This window comes from Streptomyces sp. NPDC058373 (assembly GCF_042723275.1).
Lineage (GTDB): Bacteria > Actinomycetota > Actinomycetes > Streptomycetales > Streptomycetaceae > Streptomyces.
Window position 1 is genome coordinate 36,897 of record NZ_JBHXJE010000005.1, and the last position, 19,985, is coordinate 56,881.

Here is a 19,985-nt window from a genome sequence, read left to right on the forward strand (position 1 = left end):
ACGGCCCCGTCGCGTACGGGCTTGTCCGGTCGGTCAGAGCGCGTCGGCGGTGTCGGCCGGGTCCGTGGTGACGGCCGGGCGGCGGCTGGCGATGACCTTGCGGGCCAGCGAGCGCGGGCTGGTGAGGAAGCCCCAGCCCCACGACATGTGCATGGTCGCCAGCGCCACCGGGATACGCACCCGGGCGCCGAGGCCGAGCCCCTTCCCGGCCGGCAGCGACCCGGCGGTGATCGCCGCGAGGTAGCCGCCGGGGATCACGAAGCCCCACGGGGTGAGGAAGGCGCCGGCCACGACCCCGGCCGCGATGGCGACGACCGCCGTCGGCGGGGCGAGGTAGCGCAGGTTGATGGAGCCGGAGTGGTAGCGGGCGACGACGTGGCGCCAGCGCCCGTAGTCCTTGTACTGCTTGGCGAGGGCGCGCACCGAGGGGCGGGGGCGGTAGGAGACGCGCAGCTCGGGCGAGAACCAGACGAGGCCGCCGGCCTCGCGGATGCGGAAGTTCAGCTCCCAGTCCTGGGCGCGGATGAACTCGGTGTTGTAGCCGCCCTGCCGCTCCAGCGCCTCGCGGCGGAAGACGCCGAGGTAGACGGTGTCCGCCTCCTGGGCCTCGCCGCCGGTGTGGAAGGCGGCGTTGCCCACGCCGATCTTCGAGGTCATGGCGGCGGCGACGGCGTGCTCCCAGTCGTTCTCGCCCTCGGCGTGCATGATGCCGCCGACGTTCTGCGCGCCGGTCTCCTCCAGCAGCCGCACGGCGGTGGCGATGTAGCCGGGCGAGAGGATGCCGTGGCCGTCGACGCGGACCACGACCGGGTGGCGGGAGGCGCCGATGGCGGCGTTGAGCGCGGCGGGGGTGCGGCCGGTGGGGTTGGGCACGGTGTGCACGCGCGGGTCCTCGCGGACCAGCTCGGCGGCGATCTCGTCCGTGCGGTCCGTGGACGGACCGAGGGCGATCACCACTTCCATCTCGCCGTCGTACTCCTGGGCGAGGATGGCGCGGACGGCGCCGCGCAGGTGCCGCTCCTCGTTGAGCACCGGCATGATCACGGATACGGCGGGCGGGGACCCCGCGGGCTTGGCGTTCATCAGCGGTCACGTTACCGCGAACGGGGGACGCGGGCGCGCGCCGACCGGTTCGCTCCCCGGCCCGTAAGTCATATCTGCTTACCGTGCTGGGCGCCCCTGTCCGCCCCGCCCCCTGCCCCCCGCCCGTGCCCGCCACGCGGAGGTGTCCCCTCGTGCCCACGCCGTCCCGCTCCGCAGACCGCGCCCCTCGCCCCGCCGCCCGCAGGCGGCCCGTCCCGCCGGGGCGGGGGCGCCTGCGGCGGCCCCGGTGGGGGGTGCGGCTGGCGACGGCCCTGTCGGTCGCGGTGCTCGCCGCCTCCGGGGTCGGGCACGCGGTGATGACGGGGCTGGACAGCGGGATCGAGCGGGTCGACCCGTTCCGGGACATGAAGAACCGGCCCGCCGCGGGAAACGGCCTGAACATCCTGCTGGCCGGGACCGACGGCCGGGACACCATCACCGACGAGCAGCGCCAGGCGTACCGGCTCGGCGGAAAGCCCTGCCACTGCACCGACACCCTGATGCTGCTCCACCTCTCGGCGGACCGGTCCCGGGTCAGCGTGGTCAGCCTGCCGCGCGACAGCTACGCGATGATGCCCGCGCACACCGACCGCACCACCGGCGAGGAGCACCGCCCGCACCCGGTCAAGCTGAACGCGGCGTACGCCGAGGGCGGGCCCCAGCTGACGGTGCGGACGGTCGAGAAGATGACCGAGGTGAAGATCGACCACTACGTGGAGGTCGACTTCACCAGCTTCATGGAGACCGTCGACGCGGTCGGCGGCGTGGAGATCTGCACCGTCCGCCCACTCAAGGACTCCTACACCGGCCTCGACCTGGCCCCGGGCTCGCACCGCCTCGACGGCGGCCAGGCCCTGCAGTACGTCCGCTCCCGCCACCTCGACGGAACCGGGGACCTCAGCAGGATGCAGCGCCAGCAGCGGTTCCTCGCCGCGCTCACCGCCGAGATCACCGACAGCGGGGTCCTGCTCAACCCGGTGCGGTTCCGCGAGGTGACGCGGACCGTGCTGGGGTCGCTGCGGGCCGACAGCGGCTTCACCACGGAGCGGATGCTCGACCTCGGCAAGGCGATGCGGAACTTCACCCCGGCCTCCGCCGAGTTCACCTCGGTGCCGGTGCTGGAGAAGGGCCGCCAGGTCCCGAAGATCGGCACCACGCTGGTCTGGGAGCCGAAGGCGGCCCGGCGGATCTTCGGCGCGCTCCGCGAGGACCGCCCGCTCGCCGCCCACCGCACGGCCGGGCGGAAGGCGACGGTGGTGGACGTGCCCCCGGAACAGATCCGCGTCCAGGTGGAGAACGGCACCCCGCACCAGGGGCTCGGCGCCAAGGTCGACCGGCAGCTCCGCGCCACCGGCTTCGGCACCAGCGGCGAGGCCGTCGACGCCGACGACCGGAACACCGCCCGCACCACCGTCCTGTACGACCCCCGCTGGGACCGCTCGGCCCGTACGGTCGCCGCGGCCTTCCCCGGCGCGCGGCTGAAGGCGGTGCCCGGGCAGGGCGGCACGCTGCGGGTCGTGGTGGGCGCCGACTTCACCGAGGTCGCGCGGGTCCGCGGGGAGGAGCCGCCGGAGGGCCGCACCGAGGCGGTCCGGGGCGACGAGGTCACCTGCCCCTGAGGCGTACGCCGCCCGCGTCAGGGCGGAAACCGGTCACGGTCACCACCCGGCCGTCCCGGCTTCAGTCGTCGACGTCGAGCCCCTCGGCGGCGCGCTGCTCGCGCAGGTCGAGGATGGCGCGACGGCGGGCCAGCCGGTGGGTGCGGCGGATCTGCGCCTCCTGGTAGCGGCGCTTGTCGCGCTCGGTCTCCGGAACGACCGGCGGGACCTGGCGGGGCTTGCCGTCGGCGTCGACGGCGGTGAAGACGAGGTAGGCGGTGCCGACCTGCTGGGCCGGGGTCGAATCGTTCCAGCGCTCGGCCACCACGCGCACGCCGACCTCCATCGAGGAGCGGCCGGTCCAGTTGACCTGGGCGCGGACGTGCAGGAGGTCACCGACCCGGACCGGCATGAGGAACGCCATCTCGTCCATGGAGGCGGTGACGGCGGGCCCCTCGGAGTGGCGTCCGGCGACGGCACCGGCCGCGTCGTCCACCAGTTTCATGATCACGCCACCGTGCACCGTCCCGAGGAGGTTGGTGTCGTTGTGCGTCATGATGTGCGAAAGCGTCGTTCGGGAAGCTGAGGTGGGCTTGCCGGGAATCTCCGATTCCGAGCCGCGGGCCGGTTCTGTCATGGGGCCCACTGTATGTCGCACCCGCTCACCTGCTCGAATGCATCAGCTTCGCAACAGCCCTGGCCGGATTCGGGCACCCCTCTGTCTGGGCGTCCCCCGGACGACGCACACTGTCCTGCATGAATGACTGGCCCGCCGGGCGCGACGAGCAGCCCAGATACGGGCGGGGCAGCGGCTCCGCCCGACCCGAGAGCGCCCGCTCCCTTCCGCACGTGCGGCGCCGCCAGGCCCCGCCCCCGGCGGCGCCTGGACGCACCACCGTCCCGCCGCAGCCCCGGTACGGCCGCCCGGCGGGTGGCCAGGACACCTACGACAGCGGCTACAACACCGGCCAGGTCTACGGCGGCGGTGCCGGCGGGGGCCGGGGCGGCGGCCACCAGGGCGGGCCCGGCGGTCCGGCGGACCCGCGCCCGGCGCCGGACTGGGGACGCCGCGTCAAGGTGGGCCTCATCACCTTCCTCGTCGCGGCCCTGGTGATCAGCGTCGGCACGTACGTGTGGGCCAGCTCCAAGCTGCGCGGGGAGGTCGACCTCGCCAAGGTCATCGAGCGGCCGGAGGAGGGCGAGGGGACCAACTACCTCATCGTCGGCTCCGACAGCCGCGACGGCATGACCGACGACGACAAGAAGCGCCTGCGCACCGGCTCGGCCGAGGGCAAGCGCACCGACTCCATGATGATCCTGCACGTCGGGTCCAACGGGAACACGATGGTCTCCCTCCCGCGTGACTCCGAGGTCGAGGTCCCGTCGTTCAAGGGCTCCGAGTCCGGCAAGCTCTTCCCGGCGCAGGGCCGCCGCGTCAAGCTCAACGCCGCCTACGCCGAGGACGGGCCCGAGCTGCTGGTCCGCACCGTCGAGTACAACACCGGGCTGCGCATCGACCACTACGCGGAGATCGGCTTCGGCGGCTTCGCCAACATCGTGGACGCCCTCGGCGGCGTCGAGATGGACATCCCGAAGGCGTTCAAGGACGAGAAGTCGGGCGCCGACTTCCAGAAGGGCAAGCAGACCCTCGACGGCCAGCAGGCCCTCGCCTTCGTCCGCACCCGGTACGCCTTCGCCGGCAGCGACCTGGACCGGACGAAGAACCAGCAGAAGTTCCTCGCCACCCTCGCCGACCAGGCGGCCACGCCGTCGACGGTGCTGAACCCGTTCCGCCTCTACCCGACGCTCGGCGCGGGCCTGGACACCCTCGTCGTCGACAAGGACATGGGCCTGTTCGACCTGGCCAGCATGTTCTGGGCGATGAAGGGCCTGACCGGCGGCGAGGGCACCTCGATGAACATGCCGATCTCCGGCTCCAACGGCGGCAACCTCGTCTGGGACAAGGCCAAGAAGGACCAGCTGATGCAGCAGCTCCGCAACGACGAGAAGGTCACCGTCAGGGATTGACGCACCCCGGGGCCGCACTCCTCACCCGTACGGCTCCCCCGCGCATCCACCGCGCCCCCAGCGCCTGAAGCTGGGGCGCGGTGTCGTCGGGGGCCGCCGAACTGGGCAACCGCGTCAGGTGGGCGTCGGTGAACACCTTGTGCCGAGGCTTGGTCGTTCTGCACCGCCGCTCTGACGTCCTTCGTCAAGGGTGTCGCCGCCGGCTGAGCGCAGACCCGCTCCGGCCCGCTCCCCGCGTACGCGAGGGGCGGGCCGGAGTTCTAGCCGAGCCCGGCGCGGTCAGCGCCGTTCCACCACGTGCCGCTTGTCCGGGACGCAGTGGGTCATGGTCAGGCCCGTGACGTCGCGGGGCGGGTTGTCGCCGAGGCGGCCGAGACGGGCGCGGTCCTCCTCGGTGAGGGTCTGGTCGGGCAGGGGCGCCATGTGCGCCACGTCCGAGGGGGCGATGCCGATGCCCTCGCCGACCCGCAGGCCGAGCTCGTTGTCGGCCATCAGGCAGTGCCAGACCATCCGCTCCTGCACCGGCCGCGTGCACTGGGAGAACAGGTCGGTGAAGTTCTTCACCAGGTCGTCCTTCTCCCACTTCTCCATGAGCTGGAAGCGCTGGCCGGCCTGGAGGTAGTCGTTGGTGCGCGGGATACGGGCGCGGGTGAGGCGGCCCTGGAGCACCGGGCCCTCTTCGTCACGGGTGGGGTAGTCGGCCTCGCGCAGGCCGCCCATGATCGACGGCTCGTAGTTGACCTCGGGGTTCTCGGCGTCGGGGCCGTTCTCGTACGCCATCTGGCCATCGCGCTGGTTGGTGGCGACGGGAGCCTTGGGCTGGTTGACCGGGAGCTGGAGGTAGTTGGGGCCGACCCGGTAGCGCTGGGTGTCGCTGTAGGAGAAGGTGCGGCCGACCAGCATCTTGTCGTCGGAGAAGTCCAGCCCGTCGACGAGGACGCCGGTGCCGAAGGCGGCCTGCTCGTTCTCGGCGAAGTAGTTGGCCGGTACGCGGTTGAGCACCATGCGGCCGACCGGCTTCGGCGGGAACTCCTGCTCGGGCCAGGTCTTGGTGTCGTCCAGCGGGTCGAAGTCCAGCTCGGGGTGGTCGTCGTCGGACATCATCTGGACGACCAGTTCCCACTCGGGGTACTCGCCGCGCCCGATGGCCTCGTACAGGTCCTTGGTGGCGTGACCGAGGTCGTCCGCCTGGACGTTGGCCGCGTCCTCCTCGGTCATGGAGCTGACGCCCAGCTTGGGCATCCAGTGGTACTTGACGAGGACCGTTCCGCCGTCGGAGTCCACCCACTTGTAGGTGTTGACGCCGAAGCCCTGCATGTGGCGGTAGTCGGCCGGGATGCCGCGCGGGCTGAAGAGGTTGACCAGCATGTGCATGGACTCGGGGGTCTGCGACATGAAGTCGAAGATCCGGGCGGGCTTCTGCTCGTGCGAGACCGGGTCGGGCTTGAGGGCGTGGATCACGTCGGGGAACTTGATGGCGTCCCGGATGAAGAAGACGCCCAGGTTGTTGCCGACGAGGTCCCAGTTGCCGTCCTCGGTGTAGAACTTCACGGCGAAGCCGCGCGGGTCCCGGGCCGCCTCGGAGGAGTCGCGGCCGCCGATCACGGTGGAGAAGCGCACGGCGACATCGGTCCGCTTCCCCGCCTCCTGGAAGAGCTTGGCCCGCGTGTACCGGCTGATCGGCTCGTCGCCCCACTTGCCGTACGCCTCGAAGTACCCGAAGGTCGTGACCCCGCGCGCGTGCACCACCCGCTCCGGGATGCGCTCGCGGTCGAAGTGGCTGATCTTCTCCAGGAACTGGTAGTTCTCCAGGGTGGCGGGCCCCCGGGCGCCGACCGTCCGCTGGTTCTGGTTGTCGTAGACGGGGTGGCCCTGCCGGTTGGTCAGGTACGGCCGGTCGTCCTTCTCGGCGTTCACGGGCTCGGTCACGGGCTGGGCTCCCTCGTTGCGCGGCGCTGACCGCACAACCGTCCCCCGCACCAGGGCCCGCCTCGCGGACGCCGCCCGGTTTTCCCCCGTCCGCCGCGAGGGGTGCACCCGGACGGGCGCGCGGCGGGGGTGGCGTAAGGGCCGGGCTCGCTGCGGCGGAGGTACGACGGGACCCCCGGCCTTCGCGGCCGGGGGTCCCGTCGTACGCGTGGGCGCTCACGTGCCCGTGCGCCCCTGCGCTTTGGGGGCGCGGTGGTGCCTTACGGCAGGTTGCGCGCCATGACGATGCGCTGGACCTGGTTGGTGCCTTCATAAATCTGGGTGATCTTCGCGTCCCGCATCATCCGCTCGACCGGGTAGTCGCGGGTGTAGCCGTAGCCGCCGAGGAGCTGGACGGCGTCGGTGGTGATCTCCATGGCGGCGTCGGAGGCGTAGCACTTGGCGGCGGCGCCGAAGAAGGTGAGGCCGTCCTCGACGCGCTCGGACTTGGCGGCGGCCGCGTAGGTGAGCTGGCGGGCCGCCTCCAGCTTCATCGCCATGTCGGCCAGCATGAACTGGACGCCCTGGAAGTCGCCGATCGGCTTGCCGAACTGCTTGCGCTCCTGGACGTACCCCTTGGCGTAGTCCAGGGCGCCCTGGGCGATGCCGAGGGCCTGGGCGGCGATGGTGATGCGGGTGTGGTCCAGGGTCTGCATCGCGGTGGCGAAGCCGGTGCCCTCCTCGCCGATCATGCGGTCGGCGGGGATGCGGACGTTGTCGAAGTAGACCTCGCGGGTCGGGGAGCCCTTGATGCCGAGCTTCTTCTCCGGAGCGCCGAAGGAGACGCCCTCGTCGTCCTTCTCCACGACGAAGGCGCTGATGCCCTTGGAGCGCTTGGCCGGGTCGGTGACGGCCATCACCGTGTAGTACTCGGAGACGCCCGCGTTGGTGATCCAGCGCTTGACGCCGTTGAGCACCCAGAAGTCGCCGTCGCGGACCGCCTTGGTCTTCATACCCGCGGCGTCCGAGCCCGCGTCGGGCTCGGAGAGGCAGTACGAGAACATGCCGTCGCCCTTGGCGAGCGGGCCCAGGTACTTCTTCTTCAGCTCCTCGGAGCCGGAGAGGACCACCGGGAGCGAGCCGAGCTTGTTGACGGCCGGGATCAGGGAGGAGGAGGCGCAGACGCGGGCCACCTCCTCGATGACCAGGACGGTGGCGAGGGCGTCGGCCCCGGCGCCGCCGTACGTCTCGGGCACGTGGACCGCGTGGAGGTCGGCGGCGGTGAGCGCGTCGAGCGCCTCCTGCGGGAACCTGGCCTCCTCGTCGACGGCGGCGGCGTGCGGGGCGATCTTCGCCTCGGCGAGCGCGCGGACCGTCTCGCGGAGCATCGTGTGCTCCTCGGACAGGCGGTACAGGTCGAAATCAGGCGCTCCGGCCACGGTCTCTCACTCCCCAGACATGCTAACTACCGTTAAGTAACCCAGTAACTCGTCCAAAGCTTAGGGCCCTCGTCGCACCCAGCGGTACGTGAGGTTGACGACAGAGGGGAAATGCCCAGCTGAGGGCCGCGCCATGCGCGGGGCTATGCTCGGTCGGCGCGGGCGCGACCCGAGCGGCGGGCACTGACGGAAGCGGTGCTTCCGCCGGGCCCCGCGCCGACACCGATCCGCCCTCCCCGGACGCACTGGAGCACTCGCTATGGCCCTCAGGATCACCGTGATCGGCACCGGCTACCTCGGCGCCACCCATGCCGCCGCCATGGCCGAGCTGGGCTTCGAGGTGCTCGGGCTGGACGTCGTCCCGGAGAAGATCGAACTGCTCTCGGCGGGCAAGGTCCCCATGTACGAGCCGGGCCTCGAGGAGCTGCTCGGCAAGCACGTCGCGGGGATCGAGGGCTCCAGCGGGCGACTGCGGTTCACCACCTCCTTCGAGGAGGTCGCCGACTTCGGCGACGTCCACTTCGTCTGCGTGAACACCCCTCAGAAGCAGGGCGAGTACGCCTGCGACATGAGCTACGTGGAGAGCGCCTTCGCCTCGCTCGCCCCGCATCTGACCCGGCCCGCGCTGGTGGTCGGCAAGTCGACGGTCCCGGTGGGCTCCGCCGACCGCCTCGCCGCCGAGCTGGCCGCGGCCGCGCCGGCGGGCGAGGGCGCCGAGCTGGCGTGGAACCCGGAGTTCCTGCGCGAGGGCTTCGCCGTCCAGGACACCCTGCACCCGGACCGGATCGTCGCCGGGGTGCGCAGCGCCCGCGCCGAGGAGCTGCTGCGCGAGGTGTACGCGACGCCGATCGCCGAGGGCTCGCCCTTCGTCGTGACCGACTTCCCCACCGCCGAGCTGGTGAAGACGGCGGCCAACTCCTTCCTCGCCACCAAGATCTCCTTCATCAACGCGATGGCCGAGGTCTGCGAGGCGGCCGACGGCGACGTGGCGCAGCTCGCCGAGGCGCTGGGCCACGACGACCGGATCGGCCGGAAGTTCCTGCGGGCCGGGATCGGCTTCGGCGGCGGCTGCCTTCCCAAGGACATCCGGGCGTTCATGGCGCGCGCCGGTGAGCTGGGGGCCGACCAGGCGCTGACCTTCCTGCGCGAGGTCGACTCGGTCAACATGAGGCGCCGGGGCCACATGGTGGAGCTGGCGCTGGAGGCGGTCGGCAACACCTCGTTCCTCGGCAAGCGGGTCGCGGTCCTGGGCGCCACCTTCAAGCCGGACTCCGACGACGTCCGCGACTCCCCGGCGCTCAACGTCGCCGGCCAGATCCACCTCCAGGGCGGCCAGGTCACCGTCTACGACCCGAAGGGCATGGAGAACGCCCGCCGCCTCTTCCCCACCCTCGGCTACGCCGACTCGGCCCTGGAGGCGGTCCGCGGCGCCGACGTCGTCCTCCACCTCACCGAATGGCGCGAGTTCCGCGACCTGGACCCGGCCGAACTGGCCGCCGCCGTCACCACCCCGATACTCCTCGACGGCCGCAACGCCCTCGACCCGGCCATCTGGCGCAAGGCCGGCTGGACGTTCCGCGCGATGGGACGGCCTCGGGCCTGAGCAGGCGGCAGGGCGATGTCGTCCACGGCGGGTCCGCACGGCGCGGGCCCGCCGCGGGCGTCTGCGGGCCGGCTCCTACTCCCCCGCCCGCCGTGCCCGGTACGCCCGCATCTTCGCCCGGGCCCCGCAGACCTCCATCGCGCACCAGCGTCCCCGCCCCGCCGGACTGCGGTCGTAGTACGCCCAGCGGCACGTCTCGTCCTCGCAGACCTTCAGCCGCTGCCAGCTTCCGTCCAGTGAGCCCAGCGCGACGGCCACCGCGACGCGGGCGGCCAGGGAGCCGGGGTCGGCCGGGGCGAGGCGGGCCGAGCCGTCGGCCGGGTCGACGGTGGTGACCAGCGGCGCGCGGGCCAGCAGCTCCCCCAGTGCCGCCGCCTCGGCGTGCGGGGCGTGCCCGGCGTGGGCGAGGCAGGCGGCCCGCAACGCCTCCCGAAGCTCCCGCGCTCCCTCGGCCTTCCCCTCACTCACCCCGAACGCCGCCCGCCCCTCGACGGTGTCGAGCGCGTCCGTGCCCGCCTCGACGTCCAGGGTGTTGACCAGCGACTGGACGAAGGCGAGAGGACCGGGAGCCGGAGGACGAGCCATGCCGATGACGGTACTTCCCCCGCACACTCCACGGCGTGTTACCCCTTGAAACGGGCTACGGGTAACGCCATGATGCAGTACCGAGCCGCCTACCCCGGCGGCGGCCCCTGACAGCCGAAGGAGCCCCATGCCCATCGCCACCCTCGACGTAGTCGTCCTGGACACCCCTACCCCCATGGCCCTCGCCAACTTCTACGCGGCGATCCTCGGCGGCACCGTGGAGGAGAACGGCGAAGGCTGGGTCGAACTGCACGGCTCGGGCGTCAAGATCGCCTTCCAGGAGGCCCCGGACCTCGTCCCGCCCACCTGGCCGTCGCCGGACAACTCCCAGCAACTCCACCTCGACCTGAACGTCCCCGACCTGGACGCGGCCGAGGGCCAGATCCTCGCCCTGGGCGCCCGCCCGCTCGACACCCGTGCCGACCGCCCCTTCCGCGTCTACGCCGACCCGACCGGCCACCCCTTCTGCCTCTGCAAGGAGTAGCCCGCGACGCGAGGAGCCCCCGCCTGGCAGGGCGGGGGCTCCTCGCGTGCGGCCGTGCGGCCACGGGACCGGCTCAGCCGTCGAGCTGCTCCAGCGTCGCGTTGGAGGGGCCGCGCCGCGCGGACAGGTCCCGCGACACCGCCTCGGCGTCGCGCAGGACGCGCACCGCGTTCCCCCAGGTGAGCTTGGCCAGGTCGGCCGTGGACCACTTCCGGCTCATCAGCTCGGCGACCAGGTTCGGGTAGCCCGCCACGTCCTCCAGGCCGGCCGGGGTGAAGGCCGTCCCGTCGTAGTCGCCGCCGATGCCGATGTGGTCGACGCCCGCCACCTCGCGCATGTGATCGAGGTGGTCGGCGACGGTGGAGGCGGTCGCGACGGGGCGCGGGTGGGCCGTCTCGAAGGCGCGGTGCAGCGCCATCGCCTCCTCGCCGGTGTCGAGGTGGTGGTTGCCGTGGGAGCGCAGGTTCTCGTCGGCCCGCAGGGTCCACTCGACGGCGGCCGGGAGGATGAACTTCGGCACGAAGGTGGCCATCGCGACGCCGCCGTTGGCGGGGAGCTGGGCCAGCACGTCGTCGGGGACGTTGCGCGGGTGGTCGCAGACCGCGCGGGACGAGGAGTGCGAGAAGATCACCGGCGCCTCGCTGGTGGCCAGCGCGTCCCGCATGGTCCCGGCCGAGACGTGGCTCAGGTCGACCAGCATGCCGGTCCGGTTCATCTCCCGGACCACCTCGCGCCCGAAGGCGGAGAGCCCGCCGAGGCGTTCGGCGTCGGTGGCGGAGTCGGCCCACGCGATGTTGTCGTTGTGCGTGAGCGTCATGTAGCGGACGCCGAGCGCGTACAGGGCGCGCAGGGTGGCCAGCGAGTTGTTGATGGAGTGGCCGCCCTCGGCCCCCTTGAGGGAGGCGATCCGGCCCTCGCCGCGCGCCGCCTCCATCGCGTCGGCGGTCTCGGCGGGCGCCAGGTCCGCCGGGTAGCGGGCGAGGAGCTGGTCGACGCAGTCGATCTGCTCCAGGGTGGCGCTGACCGCCTCGTCGCCGCCGAGGTCGGAGCGGACGTAGACCGACCAGAACTGCGCGCCGACGCCGCCGGCCCGCAGCCGGGCGATGTCGGTGTGCAGGTGGGCCGACTGGTCCTGGGCGATGTCGCGCCGGGACAGGTCGTAGCGGACCTGCTCACGCAGGGCCCACGGCAGGTCGTTGTGGCCGTCGACCACGGGGTGCTCGGCGAGGAACTCCAGCGCCGGGGGCAGCAGTTCGGCGTGGGGAACGGGTCCGGTGGGGGTGCTCGTCACGTCGTACGCCTCACTTTCCGAAGCCGAAGCCGGCCGGGCCGGAGGTCTTGGCCCGCAGCCGCTTGCCCTTCTCGGTGGCCTGCTCGTTCAGCTCGCGCTGGAAATCCTTCATACGGCCGAGCAGTTCCTCGTCGTGGGCGGCGAGGGTGCGGGCCGCGAGGAGTCCGGCGTTGCGGGCGCCGCCGACCGAGACGGTGGCGACCGGCACCCCGGCGGGCATCTGCACGATGGACAGGAGCGAGTCCATGCCGTCGAGGTACTTCAGCGGCACCGGCACGCCGATCACCGGCAGCGGCGTGACGGAGGCGAGCATGCCGGGCAGGTGGGCGGCGCCGCCCGCCCCGGCGATGATCGCCTTCAGTCCGCGTCCGGCCGCCTGCTCGCCGTAGGCGATCATCTCGTGCGGCATGCGGTGGGCGGAGACGACGTCGACCTCGTAGGGAATCTCGAACTCGTCGAGCGCCTGGGCGGCGGCCTCCATGACGGGCCAGTCCGAGTCGGAGCCCATGACGATGCCGACGACGGGGTTCTGGCTGGTGTGTGCGGTCACTCGGTGATCGTTCCCCTGAGGTATCCGGCAGCGTGCCGGGCGCGCTCCAGCACCGCGTCCAGGTCGTCGCCGTAGGTGTTGACGTGGCCGACCTTGCGGCCGGGCTTCACGTCCTTGCCGTACATGTGGATCTTCAGCTGCGGGTCGCGCGCCATGCAGTGCAGGTACGCGCCGTACATGTCGGGGTAGTCGCCGCCCAGCACGTTGCACATCACGGTCCACGGCGCGCGGGAGCGCGGATCGCCGAGCGGCAGGTCGAGGACGGCGCGGACGTGGTTGGCGAACTGCGAGGTGACCGCGCCGTCCATGGTCCAGTGGCCGGAGTTGTGGGGGCGCATCGCCAGTTCGTTGACGAGGACGCGGCCGTCCTCGGTCTCGAACAGCTCGACGGCGAGGTGGCCGACGACGCCCAGCTCGTCGGCGATCCTCAGCGCCAGCTCCTGCGCCTGGCCGGAGAGTTCCTCGGAGAGGTCCGGGGCGGGGGCGATGACCGTGTCGCAGACACCGTCGACCTGGCGGGACTCGACCACCGGGTAGGCGACGGCCTGGCCGTGCGGGGAGCGGACGATGTTGGCGGCCAGCTCGCGACGGAAGGCGACCATCTCCTCGGCGAGGACCGGTACGCCCGCGCGGAACGGCTCGGCCGCCTCCGCCTCGGAGCGGACCACCCAGACGCCCTTGCCGTCGTAGCCGCCGCGCACCGTCTTCAGGACGACGGGGAAGCCGCCGCCCCCGGGCGAGGCGGCCAGTTCGGCGGCGAACGCGGCCACGTCGGCCGGATCGGCCACGACGCGGTGGCGGGGACAGGGCGCGCCGATCTCGGTCAGGCGGGCCCGCATCACCCCCTTGTCCTGGGCGTGCACCAGCGCGTCGGGGCCGGGCCGGACGGGGATGCCGTCCGCCTCCAGCGCCCGCAGGTGTTCGGTCGGGACGTGCTCGTGATCGAAGGTGATCACATCGCAGCCCCGCGCGAACGCGCGCAGTGTGTCCAGGTCGCGATAGTCGCCGACGACGACCTCGCCGACGACCTGGGCCGCCGAGTCCTGGGGGGTGTCACTGAGGAGCTTGAACCTGATGCCGAGCGGGATGCCTGCCTCGTGCGTCATGCGCGCGAGCTGTCCACCGCCGACCATGCCGACTACCGGAAACGTCACGCTGCCCAGGGTATCGGCCCTTTCGCCGGACGCCCGAGCCGCGCACCGTACGTGACGGTGGCCGGACGGTGCGTCGATCCCCCGGGACGGGGCAGACGGCCCCTGGTTAGCATGACCGGGTTGACGCGGCCACGGAAAGCCCGGCCGTCCGACGCACCGGCGGTACCGACACGACGAGCGACAGGGGCTGAGCCCGTACATGAGTCCTGCACGGGGAGAACCGACGCCCGCCGGGCCCACCGCACCGGCCGGGTCCGCACTCCAGGAGCGGGTACGGCGGCTGCTGCGCGAGGTGGCCAAGTTCGGGGCGGTCGGCGGCGCCGGGGTCCTCGTCAACCTCGCCGTCTTCAACCTCGTCCGGCACGTCACCGAACTCCCGGTGGTCCGCGCCAGCATCCTCGCCACGGTGGTGGCGATCGTCTTCAACTACCTCGGGTTCCGCTACTTCACCTACCGCGACCGCGACAAGGGCGGCCGGACCCGGGAGATGACGCTCTTCCTCGCCTTCAGCGTGATCGGCCTGGTCATCGAGAACGGCATCCTCTACACCGGCACCTACGGCCTGGGCTTCGACGGGCGGCTGGAGGCCAACGTCCTGAAGTTCGCGGGCATCGGCGTGGCCACCCTCTTCCGCTTCTGGTCCTACCGCACCTGGGTCTTCCGCGCCCCGGCCGCCGCCCGCGCCGCGAAGACCGCCGAACCGGTACGCGAGCCCGTCGCCTCCGGCTCGGGCACCGGCCGGGGCTGAGCCCCGCCGGCCGGGCGCGCCCGGCTCACTCCTCGGGCGCCCGGGAGAGGAAGAGGCCGAAGACCGCCGGATGGGCCTGGAGCATCTCCAGCCGGCCGCCGTCGGCCTCCGCGAGGTCGCGGGCCACGGCCAGCCCGATCCCGGTGGAGTTACGCCCGCTGATCGCCCGCTCGAAGATCCGCGCCCCCAGGTCGACGGGGACGCCCGGCCCCTCGTCGGCGACCTCGACCACGGCCTGGTTCCCGGTCACCCGGGTCCTGAGCGCCACCGTCCCGCCACCGTGCATCAGGGAGTTCTCGATCAGCGCCGCCAGCACCTGGGCGACCGCACCCGGGGTGGCGACGGCCCGCAGGTCGCGGCGGCCCGAGCAGACGATGGCGCGGCCCTCGGAGCGGTAGGCGGGCCGCCACTCCTCCAGCTGCTGCTTGACCACCTCGTACAGGTCGAAGGCGACGGCCGAGCCGGTCCGCGGGTCGCGGGCGTTGGTCAGCAGCCGCTCCACCACGTCGGTGAGCCGCTCGACCTGCGCCAGCGCGATGGTCGCCTCCTCGCGGACCGTCGCCAGGTCCTCGGTGAGGGTGATCTCGTCCAGCCGCATGGAGAGCGCGGTCAGCGGGGTGCGGAGCTGGTGGGAGGCGTCGGCGGCGAGCCGCCGTTCGGCGGTGAGCATCCGGGCGATCCGCTCGGCCGAGCCGTCCAGCACGTCGGCGACCCGGTCCAGCTCCGGCACCCCGTACCGCTTGTGGCGCGGCCGGGGGTCGCCGGAGCCGAGGCGTTCGGCGGTCTCGGCGAGGTCGGTGAGCGGCGCGGCGAGCCGGTTGCCCTGGCGGACGGCGAGCAGGACGGCGGCGACGACGGCGAGCAGCGCGACCCCGCCGATGATCAGCAGGGTGCGGCCGACCTCGCCGGTGACGGCGGCGCGCGGCTCCTGGACGAGGACGGACTCGCCCTCCTCGCCGGTGGCGCGGGCCTCGATGGTGTCGCCGTCGGGCCGGTCGCCGATCTCGATGGCACCCCGGCCGGGGATCTCGATCCGCGCGTACCGCTTGGCGGCGATCTGGTCCCGCAGCAGGCCCGCGCTGATGCGTTCCTCGCTGATGAGGCGGCTGTCGACGATGGAGGCGAGCCGTACGGCCTCGGACTCGACGCTCTCCTGCGCGCTGTTGGTGATGGTGCGGGTCTCCACGATCACCAGGGAGCCGCCGAAGACGGCGATCACCACGAGCACCACGGCGAGGGTGGAATTGATCAGACGGCGGCGCACAGGGGTCCTCGGGGCGGGGAGCGGATGGGTCTCACGCGCCCCGCGGGGCGGGCCGGGGCGCACGGCGGGGCGGCCGGAGCACCGGCCCGGTCACGGTATCGAGGCCCCCGAGGCCATCGCGGTCAGGACTTCTCGAAGCGGAAGCCGACGCCGCGCACGGTGGCGATGTAGCGGGGGTTGGCCGCGTCGTCGCCGAGCTTCTTGCGCAGCCAGGAGATGTGCATGTCGAGGGTCTTGGTCGAGGACCACCAGGTGGTGTCCCAGACCTCGCGCATGAGCTGGTCGCGGGTGACGACCCGGCCGGCGTCCCGCACCAGGACCCGCAGGAGGTCGAACTCCTTGGCGGTGAGCTGGAGTTCCTCGTCGCCCATCCAGGCCCGGTGCGACTCGACGTCGATCCGTACGCCGTGCGTCGCGGTGGGCTGGGGCGACTCGGCGGCGCCGCGCCGCAGCAGGGCCCGGACCCGGGCCAGCAGCTCGGCGAGGCGGAAGGGCTTGGTGACGTAGTCGTCGGCGCCCGCGTCGAGCCCGACGACGGTGTCCACCTCGTCGGCGCGGGCGGTGAGGATGAGGATCGGGACCGTGTGACCGTCGGAGCGGAGCCTGCGGGCGACCTCCAGGCCGTCCATGCCGGGCAGCCCCAGGTCGAGCACGACGAGGTCGACGCCTCCTCGGAGTCCGGCGTCGAGGGCGGTGGGTCCGTCCTGGCGGACTTCGACCTCGTACCCCTCTCTGCGCAGGGCACGGGCCAGCGGCTCCGAGATGGACGCGTCGTCCTCGGCGAGCAGTACACGGGTCATGGGGTGATGGTAGTCCGCACCGCCCCGGCCGCGCCCTGGCTCCGCCCAGCCGCGGAGCGTACCTGCGAGGCTGGGATGGAATGATGCGTTCACCTTCGATTGAGGCGCGAGGGGCGTATGCTACCTGTGATCCATGTCTCAAGCTCTTCCATAGTCCGGATAGTCATGACGTATGGTGGCGAGACGCCTGTAGCACTACTCAAGGACCTTTGGCGCGCTATGCGGGCTGAAGGTCTCTTTTGTGTGCGGGCCGGTTCCCACCGGCCTCGAAAGGAATGACCTGTGGCCGGGCCCCGGCCGCCCCGCCCCGAGATCCCCCGTGGACCCGGAGGCGGTGGCGGATCCAGGGGCGTGGATCCCGGTGTCGCCGTCCCCCGCCTCCGGTCCTCCGCGAGGTCGGACCCCTGGGCGTGGGGGAACTGGGGCGGAGGACGACGCCGGTGCCGGCCGAACCCCCCACCGGGCGCGTATCCGCTCACGCAGCCGCGCGTCCCGAACCCACAAGGATCGACCCATGGCGTCCAGCCTGACGAAGGACGCGGCCGGCAACCCCGGATCGCAGAAGACCTTCTTCGGCCACCCCCGCGGACTGGCCACACTGTTCCTCACAGAGATGTGGGAGCGCTTCAGCTATTACGGCATGCGCGCGCTCCTCCCGCTCTACCTGGTCGCGGACGGCGGGCTCGGCCTCGACGTACCGACGGCGACCGCCATCACGTCGCTCTACATGGCCCTCGTGTACCTGCTCGCCCTCCCCGGCGGCTGGTTCGGTGACCGTTACTGGGGCCCGCGCAAGACCGTCGCCATCGCGGCCGGTGTCGTCATGGCCGGCCATCTGGCGCTGGCTCTGCCCGGCACGGTCATGTTCTATTTCGGCCTGCTCCTCGTGGCCCTCGGCTCCGGCCTCCTGAAGGCCAACATCTCCACGATGGTCGGCCACCTCTACGACGGGCCCAACGACCCCCGTCGTGACGGCGGCTTCACCGTCTTCTACATGGGCATCAACATCGGCGCCTTCGTCGCGCCGCTGGTGATCGGCACCGTCGGGCAGAACGTCGGATGGCACTGGGGCTTCGCCCTCGCCGCCATCGGCATGGGTCTGGGCCTGCTCCAGTTCCTCGCCTTCGGCCGCGACCTGAGCCCGCTCTCCTCGCAGGTCCCGAAGCCGCTCACCGCCCCGGAGCGGACCGCCCTTCTGCGCAAGGGCCTGACCTGGCTCCTGATCGCCGCGGTCTTCTACGGCATCGTCGGCGTCACCGGCAGCTTCACCCTGCGCTGGGTCACCATTCCGCTCATCATCCTCGGCCTCGTCATCCCGGTCGCCGTGCTCGCCCGGATGAAGCGGGACAAGGAACTCTCCGGCGCCGAGCAGTCCAAGCTCACCGCCTACCTCTGGTTCTTCGCGGCCGCCGCGATCTTCTGGATGATCTACGACCAGGGCGCGACGACGCTGGCGCTCTTCGCGGACGACAAGGTCGACAACCAGGTGCTCGGCTGGGAGTTCCCGGTCTCCTGGTTCCAGTCGGTCAACCCGATCCTGGTGATGGCGCTCGCGCCGGTCTTCGCGTGGATCTGGCTCTACCTCAACCGCAAGAGCAAGGAGCCGAGCACGATCGCCAAGTTCTCCGGCGGTCTGATGCTGGTCGGCATCTCCTTCTTCGTCTTCCTGCTGCCGCTGACCGACAGCTCCGGCGGGGCGCTGGTCAGCCCGTGGTGGCTGGTCGTCATCTACTTCTTCCAGACCACGGCCGAGCTGATGCTCTCGCCGGTGGGGCTGTCGGTGACGACGAAGATGGCTCCGGCGAAGTACGCCTCCCAGATGATGGGTGTCTGGTTCCTCGCGGTCACCGCGGGTGACAGTGTCACCGGGCTGCTCTCCGAGGCCGGGGTGGATCTCAATCGCACCGGTGTGGTGGCTCTGGAGGCGGTGCTCGCCTTCCTGGCCGGTGTGGCGATCTTCATGTACCGCCGCAAGGTCAAGTCCCTCATGGGCGAGATCCACTGACCTCGCCCCACCCACTCCCCCCGAGCCCCGTCCCCGGCCCACCCGGCCAGGAACGGGGCTCGGGCCGTTCCGGGCGCCGATCGGCCTCAAACGCCGGCCGGGCTCTGTCGCGGTGGCCTCAAACGCCGGCCGGGCTGGGATGTGGCTGGGCTCCAGCCTTCACACGCGGGCCCAAGATGGCCTCAAGCGCCGGCCGGGCTTCGAGTCCGGCCGGCGCTTGAGGCCAAAGACAGCCCGGCCGGCGTTTGAGGCCGAGTGGCCCCGGCCCGGCCGGGCTGGAGGGTGGGGAGGGGTCAGGGGGTCGCCGCAGGCGGGATTCCGTCGGGGGCCGCCAGTTCGGCCCAGACGGTCTTGCCGGGGATGCCGGGGACACGAAGGACACCCCAGTCGAGACAGAGACGCTGCACGATGAACATCCCGTGCCCCCCGGGCCGCCCGGCCCGGTGAGGCGTCCGGGGAGCGGGCTCCCCGGCCCCCTTGTCCGCGACCTCCAGCCGCAAGACCTTCCCCTGCGTGCCCACGCGCAACTCCTGCGGCCCGTCCGCGTGCAGACACGCGTTGGTCACCAGCTCGGAGACGACCAGCAGCACATCCTCCGCGGCAGCCCTGCGCTCAGCGGTCGGCGCCGGCAGCCAGCCCCAGTCGTAGAGGGCCTGCCGGGTGAAGTCCCGGGCGGTCGGGACGATGCCGGTGGCGTCGGCGAGCCCGAGCTTGCGCACCAGGCGCTCCACGGGCGCCAGAGGCCCCGGGGCGACATTCGCGTCCGTCTCGGGCCCGCGGTCGCCCGGCAACGAGGGCCGGGTGGTGCTCATCAGCGCTTCACCTCACCGATTCGCCAGTTCAACGATGTGCCTGGTCGATCCTGCGGAACATAGGGGGAACTTATAGGGGTTTTCGACGCACCGCCCGTCCTCGCCGGACGACGCGTCCAGGTTCTCTCCTGCCCGAAGTGACCGTGAGAACACCCACGTATTTCGCGTCCACCCTGTGACAGTGGTAACGCATCGGTCACGCGCATACAACTGTGGGATAAATCCTGGCCTCGGCGGCGAAGAGCGCCCGGAGAGTCAGTCGGCGAGCGCCTCGTCGACGGAGTCGTGGACGGCGAAGACCGCCTCGGCCCCGGTGATCTGGAAGACGCGCGCGACCACCGGCTGCATCCCGGCGAGATGGACCCCGCCGCCCGCGGCCTCCGCCTTGAGGCGGGCCCCGAGCAGGACGTTCAGCCCGGTGGAATCGCAGAACTCCAGTTGCGAGCAGTCGACGACAAGACGCGCCCTGCCTTGGGATACGGCCTCTTCGAGGGGTTCCCGGAGCAGATCGGCGGTGTGGTGGTCCAACTCACCCGCCGGAGTCACCACGGCACTGCTGCCCTCGTTCCGGACGTCTACACGGAGCCGGCCCCGTTGGGTGCTGCCGACCGTCTGGCGGTCCATGCCGTTACT

At 71.9% G+C, this 19,985-nt stretch carries 18 protein-coding genes; 6 read left to right on the forward strand and 12 right to left on the reverse strand.

Features of this window, described 5'->3' with window-relative positions:
• Positions 1-33: 33 nt before the first annotated feature.
• Entirely contained in the window at positions 34-1,083 is a 1,050-nt protein-coding gene (locus ACFWMZ_RS05160; RefSeq protein ID WP_383182026.1) for a glycosyltransferase family 2 protein, read from the reverse strand.
• A gap of 254 nt (positions 1,084-1,337) precedes the next feature.
• Between ACFWMZ_RS05160 and ACFWMZ_RS05165 the strand changes: the two genes are divergently transcribed.
• Positions 1,338-2,702: an LCP family protein gene (locus tag ACFWMZ_RS05165; RefSeq protein WP_383199595.1), complete on the forward strand. Its 1,365-nt coding sequence runs from the start codon at positions 1,338-1,340 to the stop codon at positions 2,700-2,702.
• A 61-nt stretch (positions 2,703-2,763) separates the two neighbouring features.
• On the opposite strand, the gene ACFWMZ_RS05170 is transcribed toward ACFWMZ_RS05165, so the two are convergent.
• A complete protein-coding gene (locus ACFWMZ_RS05170; RefSeq protein ID WP_383182030.1) occupies positions 2,764-3,318 on the reverse strand; it encodes an acyl-CoA thioesterase in 555 nt (184 codons plus the stop codon).
• 119 nt (positions 3,319-3,437) lie between these two features.
• Between ACFWMZ_RS05170 and ACFWMZ_RS05175 the strand changes: the two genes are divergently transcribed.
• On the forward strand, positions 3,438-4,709 hold the full coding sequence (locus ACFWMZ_RS05175; protein ID WP_383182032.1) for an LCP family protein: 1,272 nt from the start codon (positions 3,438-3,440) through the stop codon (positions 4,707-4,709).
• A gap of 279 nt (positions 4,710-4,988) precedes the next feature.
• On the opposite strand, the gene ACFWMZ_RS05180 is transcribed toward ACFWMZ_RS05175, so the two are convergent.
• Positions 4,989-6,638 carry a catalase gene (locus ACFWMZ_RS05180; protein WP_383182034.1) on the reverse strand — a complete coding sequence of 550 codons (1,650 nt, stop codon included), beginning with the start codon at positions 6,636-6,638 and terminating at the stop codon, positions 4,989-4,991.
• A 260-nt stretch (positions 6,639-6,898) separates the two neighbouring features.
• Positions 6,899-8,056 (reverse strand): acyl-CoA dehydrogenase, encoded by a 1,158-nt coding sequence (locus tag ACFWMZ_RS05185; RefSeq protein ID WP_383199597.1) that lies wholly within the window; start codon positions 8,054-8,056, stop codon positions 6,899-6,901.
• Positions 8,057-8,315: 259 nt separating this feature from the next.
• Here ACFWMZ_RS05185 and ACFWMZ_RS05190 point away from each other — a divergent pair, with 259 nt between their 5' ends.
• Positions 8,316-9,659 (forward strand): UDP-glucose dehydrogenase family protein, encoded by a 1,344-nt coding sequence (locus ACFWMZ_RS05190; protein ID WP_383182038.1) that lies wholly within the window; start codon positions 8,316-8,318, stop codon positions 9,657-9,659.
• 75 nt (positions 9,660-9,734) lie between these two features.
• On the opposite strand, the gene ACFWMZ_RS05195 is transcribed toward ACFWMZ_RS05190, so the two are convergent.
• A complete protein-coding gene (locus ACFWMZ_RS05195; protein WP_383199599.1) occupies positions 9,735-10,244 on the reverse strand; it encodes a CGNR zinc finger domain-containing protein in 510 nt (169 codons plus the stop codon).
• Between the two features lie 127 nt (positions 10,245-10,371).
• Here ACFWMZ_RS05195 and ACFWMZ_RS05200 point away from each other — a divergent pair, with 127 nt between their 5' ends.
• Positions 10,372-10,728: a VOC family protein gene (locus tag ACFWMZ_RS05200; RefSeq protein WP_383182042.1), complete on the forward strand. Its 357-nt coding sequence runs from the start codon at positions 10,372-10,374 to the stop codon at positions 10,726-10,728.
• Positions 10,729-10,801: 73 nt separating this feature from the next.
• On the opposite strand, the gene ACFWMZ_RS05205 is transcribed toward ACFWMZ_RS05200, so the two are convergent.
• The 3 genes from ACFWMZ_RS05205 to ACFWMZ_RS05215 are packed head-to-tail and all read right to left on the reverse strand — an operon-like array spanning position 10,802 to position 13,675.
• On the reverse strand, positions 10,802-12,019 hold the full coding sequence (locus tag ACFWMZ_RS05205) for a dipeptidase (protein WP_383182044.1): 1,218 nt from the start codon (positions 12,017-12,019) through the stop codon (positions 10,802-10,804).
• A 10-nt stretch (positions 12,020-12,029) separates the two neighbouring features.
• The gene (gene purE, locus ACFWMZ_RS05210; RefSeq protein WP_383199601.1) at positions 12,030-12,569 is read right to left on the reverse strand and encodes a 5-(carboxyamino)imidazole ribonucleotide mutase; all 540 of its coding nucleotides are present in this window, start codon (positions 12,567-12,569) and stop codon (positions 12,030-12,032) included.
• Positions 12,566-13,675 (reverse strand): 5-(carboxyamino)imidazole ribonucleotide synthase, encoded by a 1,110-nt coding sequence (locus ACFWMZ_RS05215; protein WP_383199685.1) that lies wholly within the window; start codon positions 13,673-13,675, stop codon positions 12,566-12,568. The genes purE and ACFWMZ_RS05215 overlap by 4 nt, the downstream gene beginning before the upstream one ends.
• 247 nt (positions 13,676-13,922) lie before the next feature.
• Between ACFWMZ_RS05215 and ACFWMZ_RS05220 the strand changes: the two genes are divergently transcribed.
• The gene (locus ACFWMZ_RS05220) at positions 13,923-14,471 is read left to right on the forward strand and encodes a GtrA family protein (RefSeq protein WP_383182048.1); all 549 of its coding nucleotides are present in this window, start codon (positions 13,923-13,925) and stop codon (positions 14,469-14,471) included.
• A gap of 25 nt (positions 14,472-14,496) precedes the next feature.
• Here ACFWMZ_RS05220 and ACFWMZ_RS05225 read toward each other — a convergent pair whose 3' ends face one another.
• Positions 14,497-15,735 (reverse strand): ATP-binding protein, encoded by a 1,239-nt coding sequence (locus ACFWMZ_RS05225; RefSeq protein WP_383182050.1) that lies wholly within the window; start codon positions 15,733-15,735, stop codon positions 14,497-14,499.
• A 122-nt stretch (positions 15,736-15,857) separates the two neighbouring features.
• Positions 15,858-16,535: a response regulator transcription factor gene (locus ACFWMZ_RS05230; protein ID WP_383182052.1), complete on the reverse strand. Its 678-nt coding sequence runs from the start codon at positions 16,533-16,535 to the stop codon at positions 15,858-15,860.
• 514 nt (positions 16,536-17,049) lie between these two features.
• Here ACFWMZ_RS05230 and ACFWMZ_RS05235 point away from each other — a divergent pair.
• On the forward strand, positions 17,050-18,540 hold the full coding sequence (locus ACFWMZ_RS05235) for a peptide MFS transporter (RefSeq protein ID WP_383182054.1): 1,491 nt from the start codon (positions 17,050-17,052) through the stop codon (positions 18,538-18,540).
• Positions 18,541-18,833: 293 nt separating this feature from the next.
• On the opposite strand, the gene ACFWMZ_RS05240 is transcribed toward ACFWMZ_RS05235, so the two are convergent.
• Positions 18,834-19,352: an ATP-binding protein gene (locus tag ACFWMZ_RS05240; protein ID WP_383183576.1), complete on the reverse strand. Its 519-nt coding sequence runs from the start codon at positions 19,350-19,352 to the stop codon at positions 18,834-18,836.
• Between the two features lie 255 nt (positions 19,353-19,607).
• Complete coding sequence (locus ACFWMZ_RS05245; RefSeq protein WP_383183574.1) at positions 19,608-19,976, reverse strand: STAS domain-containing protein; 369 nt, start codon at positions 19,974-19,976, stop codon at positions 19,608-19,610.
• Positions 19,977-19,985: the final 9 nt, after the last annotated feature.

What these genes read in the sequence shown, in the direction of transcription:
- ACFWMZ_RS05160 (WP_383182026.1), bottom strand. Translation starts at nt 1,083, where the DNA reads ATGAACGCCAAGCCCGCGGGGTCCCCGCCCGCCGTATCCGTGATCATG.
- ACFWMZ_RS05170 (WP_383182030.1), bottom strand. Translation starts at nt 3,318, where the DNA reads ATGACAGAACCGGCCCGCGGCTCGGAATCGGAGATTCCCGGCAAGCCC.
- ACFWMZ_RS05175 (WP_383182032.1), top strand. Translation starts at nt 3,438, where the DNA reads ATGAATGACTGGCCCGCCGGGCGCGACGAGCAGCCCAGATACGGGCGG.
- ACFWMZ_RS05190 (WP_383182038.1), top strand. Translation starts at nt 8,316, where the DNA reads ATGGCCCTCAGGATCACCGTGATCGGCACCGGCTACCTCGGCGCCACC.
- ACFWMZ_RS05195 (WP_383199599.1), bottom strand. Translation starts at nt 10,244, where the DNA reads ATGGCTCGTCCTCCGGCTCCCGGTCCTCTCGCCTTCGTCCAGTCGCTG.
- ACFWMZ_RS05200 (WP_383182042.1), top strand. Translation starts at nt 10,372, where the DNA reads ATGCCCATCGCCACCCTCGACGTAGTCGTCCTGGACACCCCTACCCCC.
- ACFWMZ_RS05215 (WP_383199685.1), bottom strand. Translation starts at nt 13,675, where the DNA reads ATGACGCACGAGGCAGGCATCCCGCTCGGCATCAGGTTCAAGCTCCTC.
- ACFWMZ_RS05220 (WP_383182048.1), top strand. Translation starts at nt 13,923, where the DNA reads ATGAGTCCTGCACGGGGAGAACCGACGCCCGCCGGGCCCACCGCACCG.
- ACFWMZ_RS05230 (WP_383182052.1), bottom strand. Translation starts at nt 16,535, where the DNA reads ATGACCCGTGTACTGCTCGCCGAGGACGACGCGTCCATCTCGGAGCCG.
- ACFWMZ_RS05235 (WP_383182054.1), top strand. Translation starts at nt 17,050, where the DNA reads ATGGCGTCCAGCCTGACGAAGGACGCGGCCGGCAACCCCGGATCGCAG.
- ACFWMZ_RS05240 (WP_383183576.1), bottom strand. Translation starts at nt 19,352, where the DNA reads ATGAGCACCACCCGGCCCTCGTTGCCGGGCGACCGCGGGCCCGAGACG.
- ACFWMZ_RS05245 (WP_383183574.1), bottom strand. Translation starts at nt 19,976, where the DNA reads ATGGACCGCCAGACGGTCGGCAGCACCCAACGGGGCCGGCTCCGTGTA.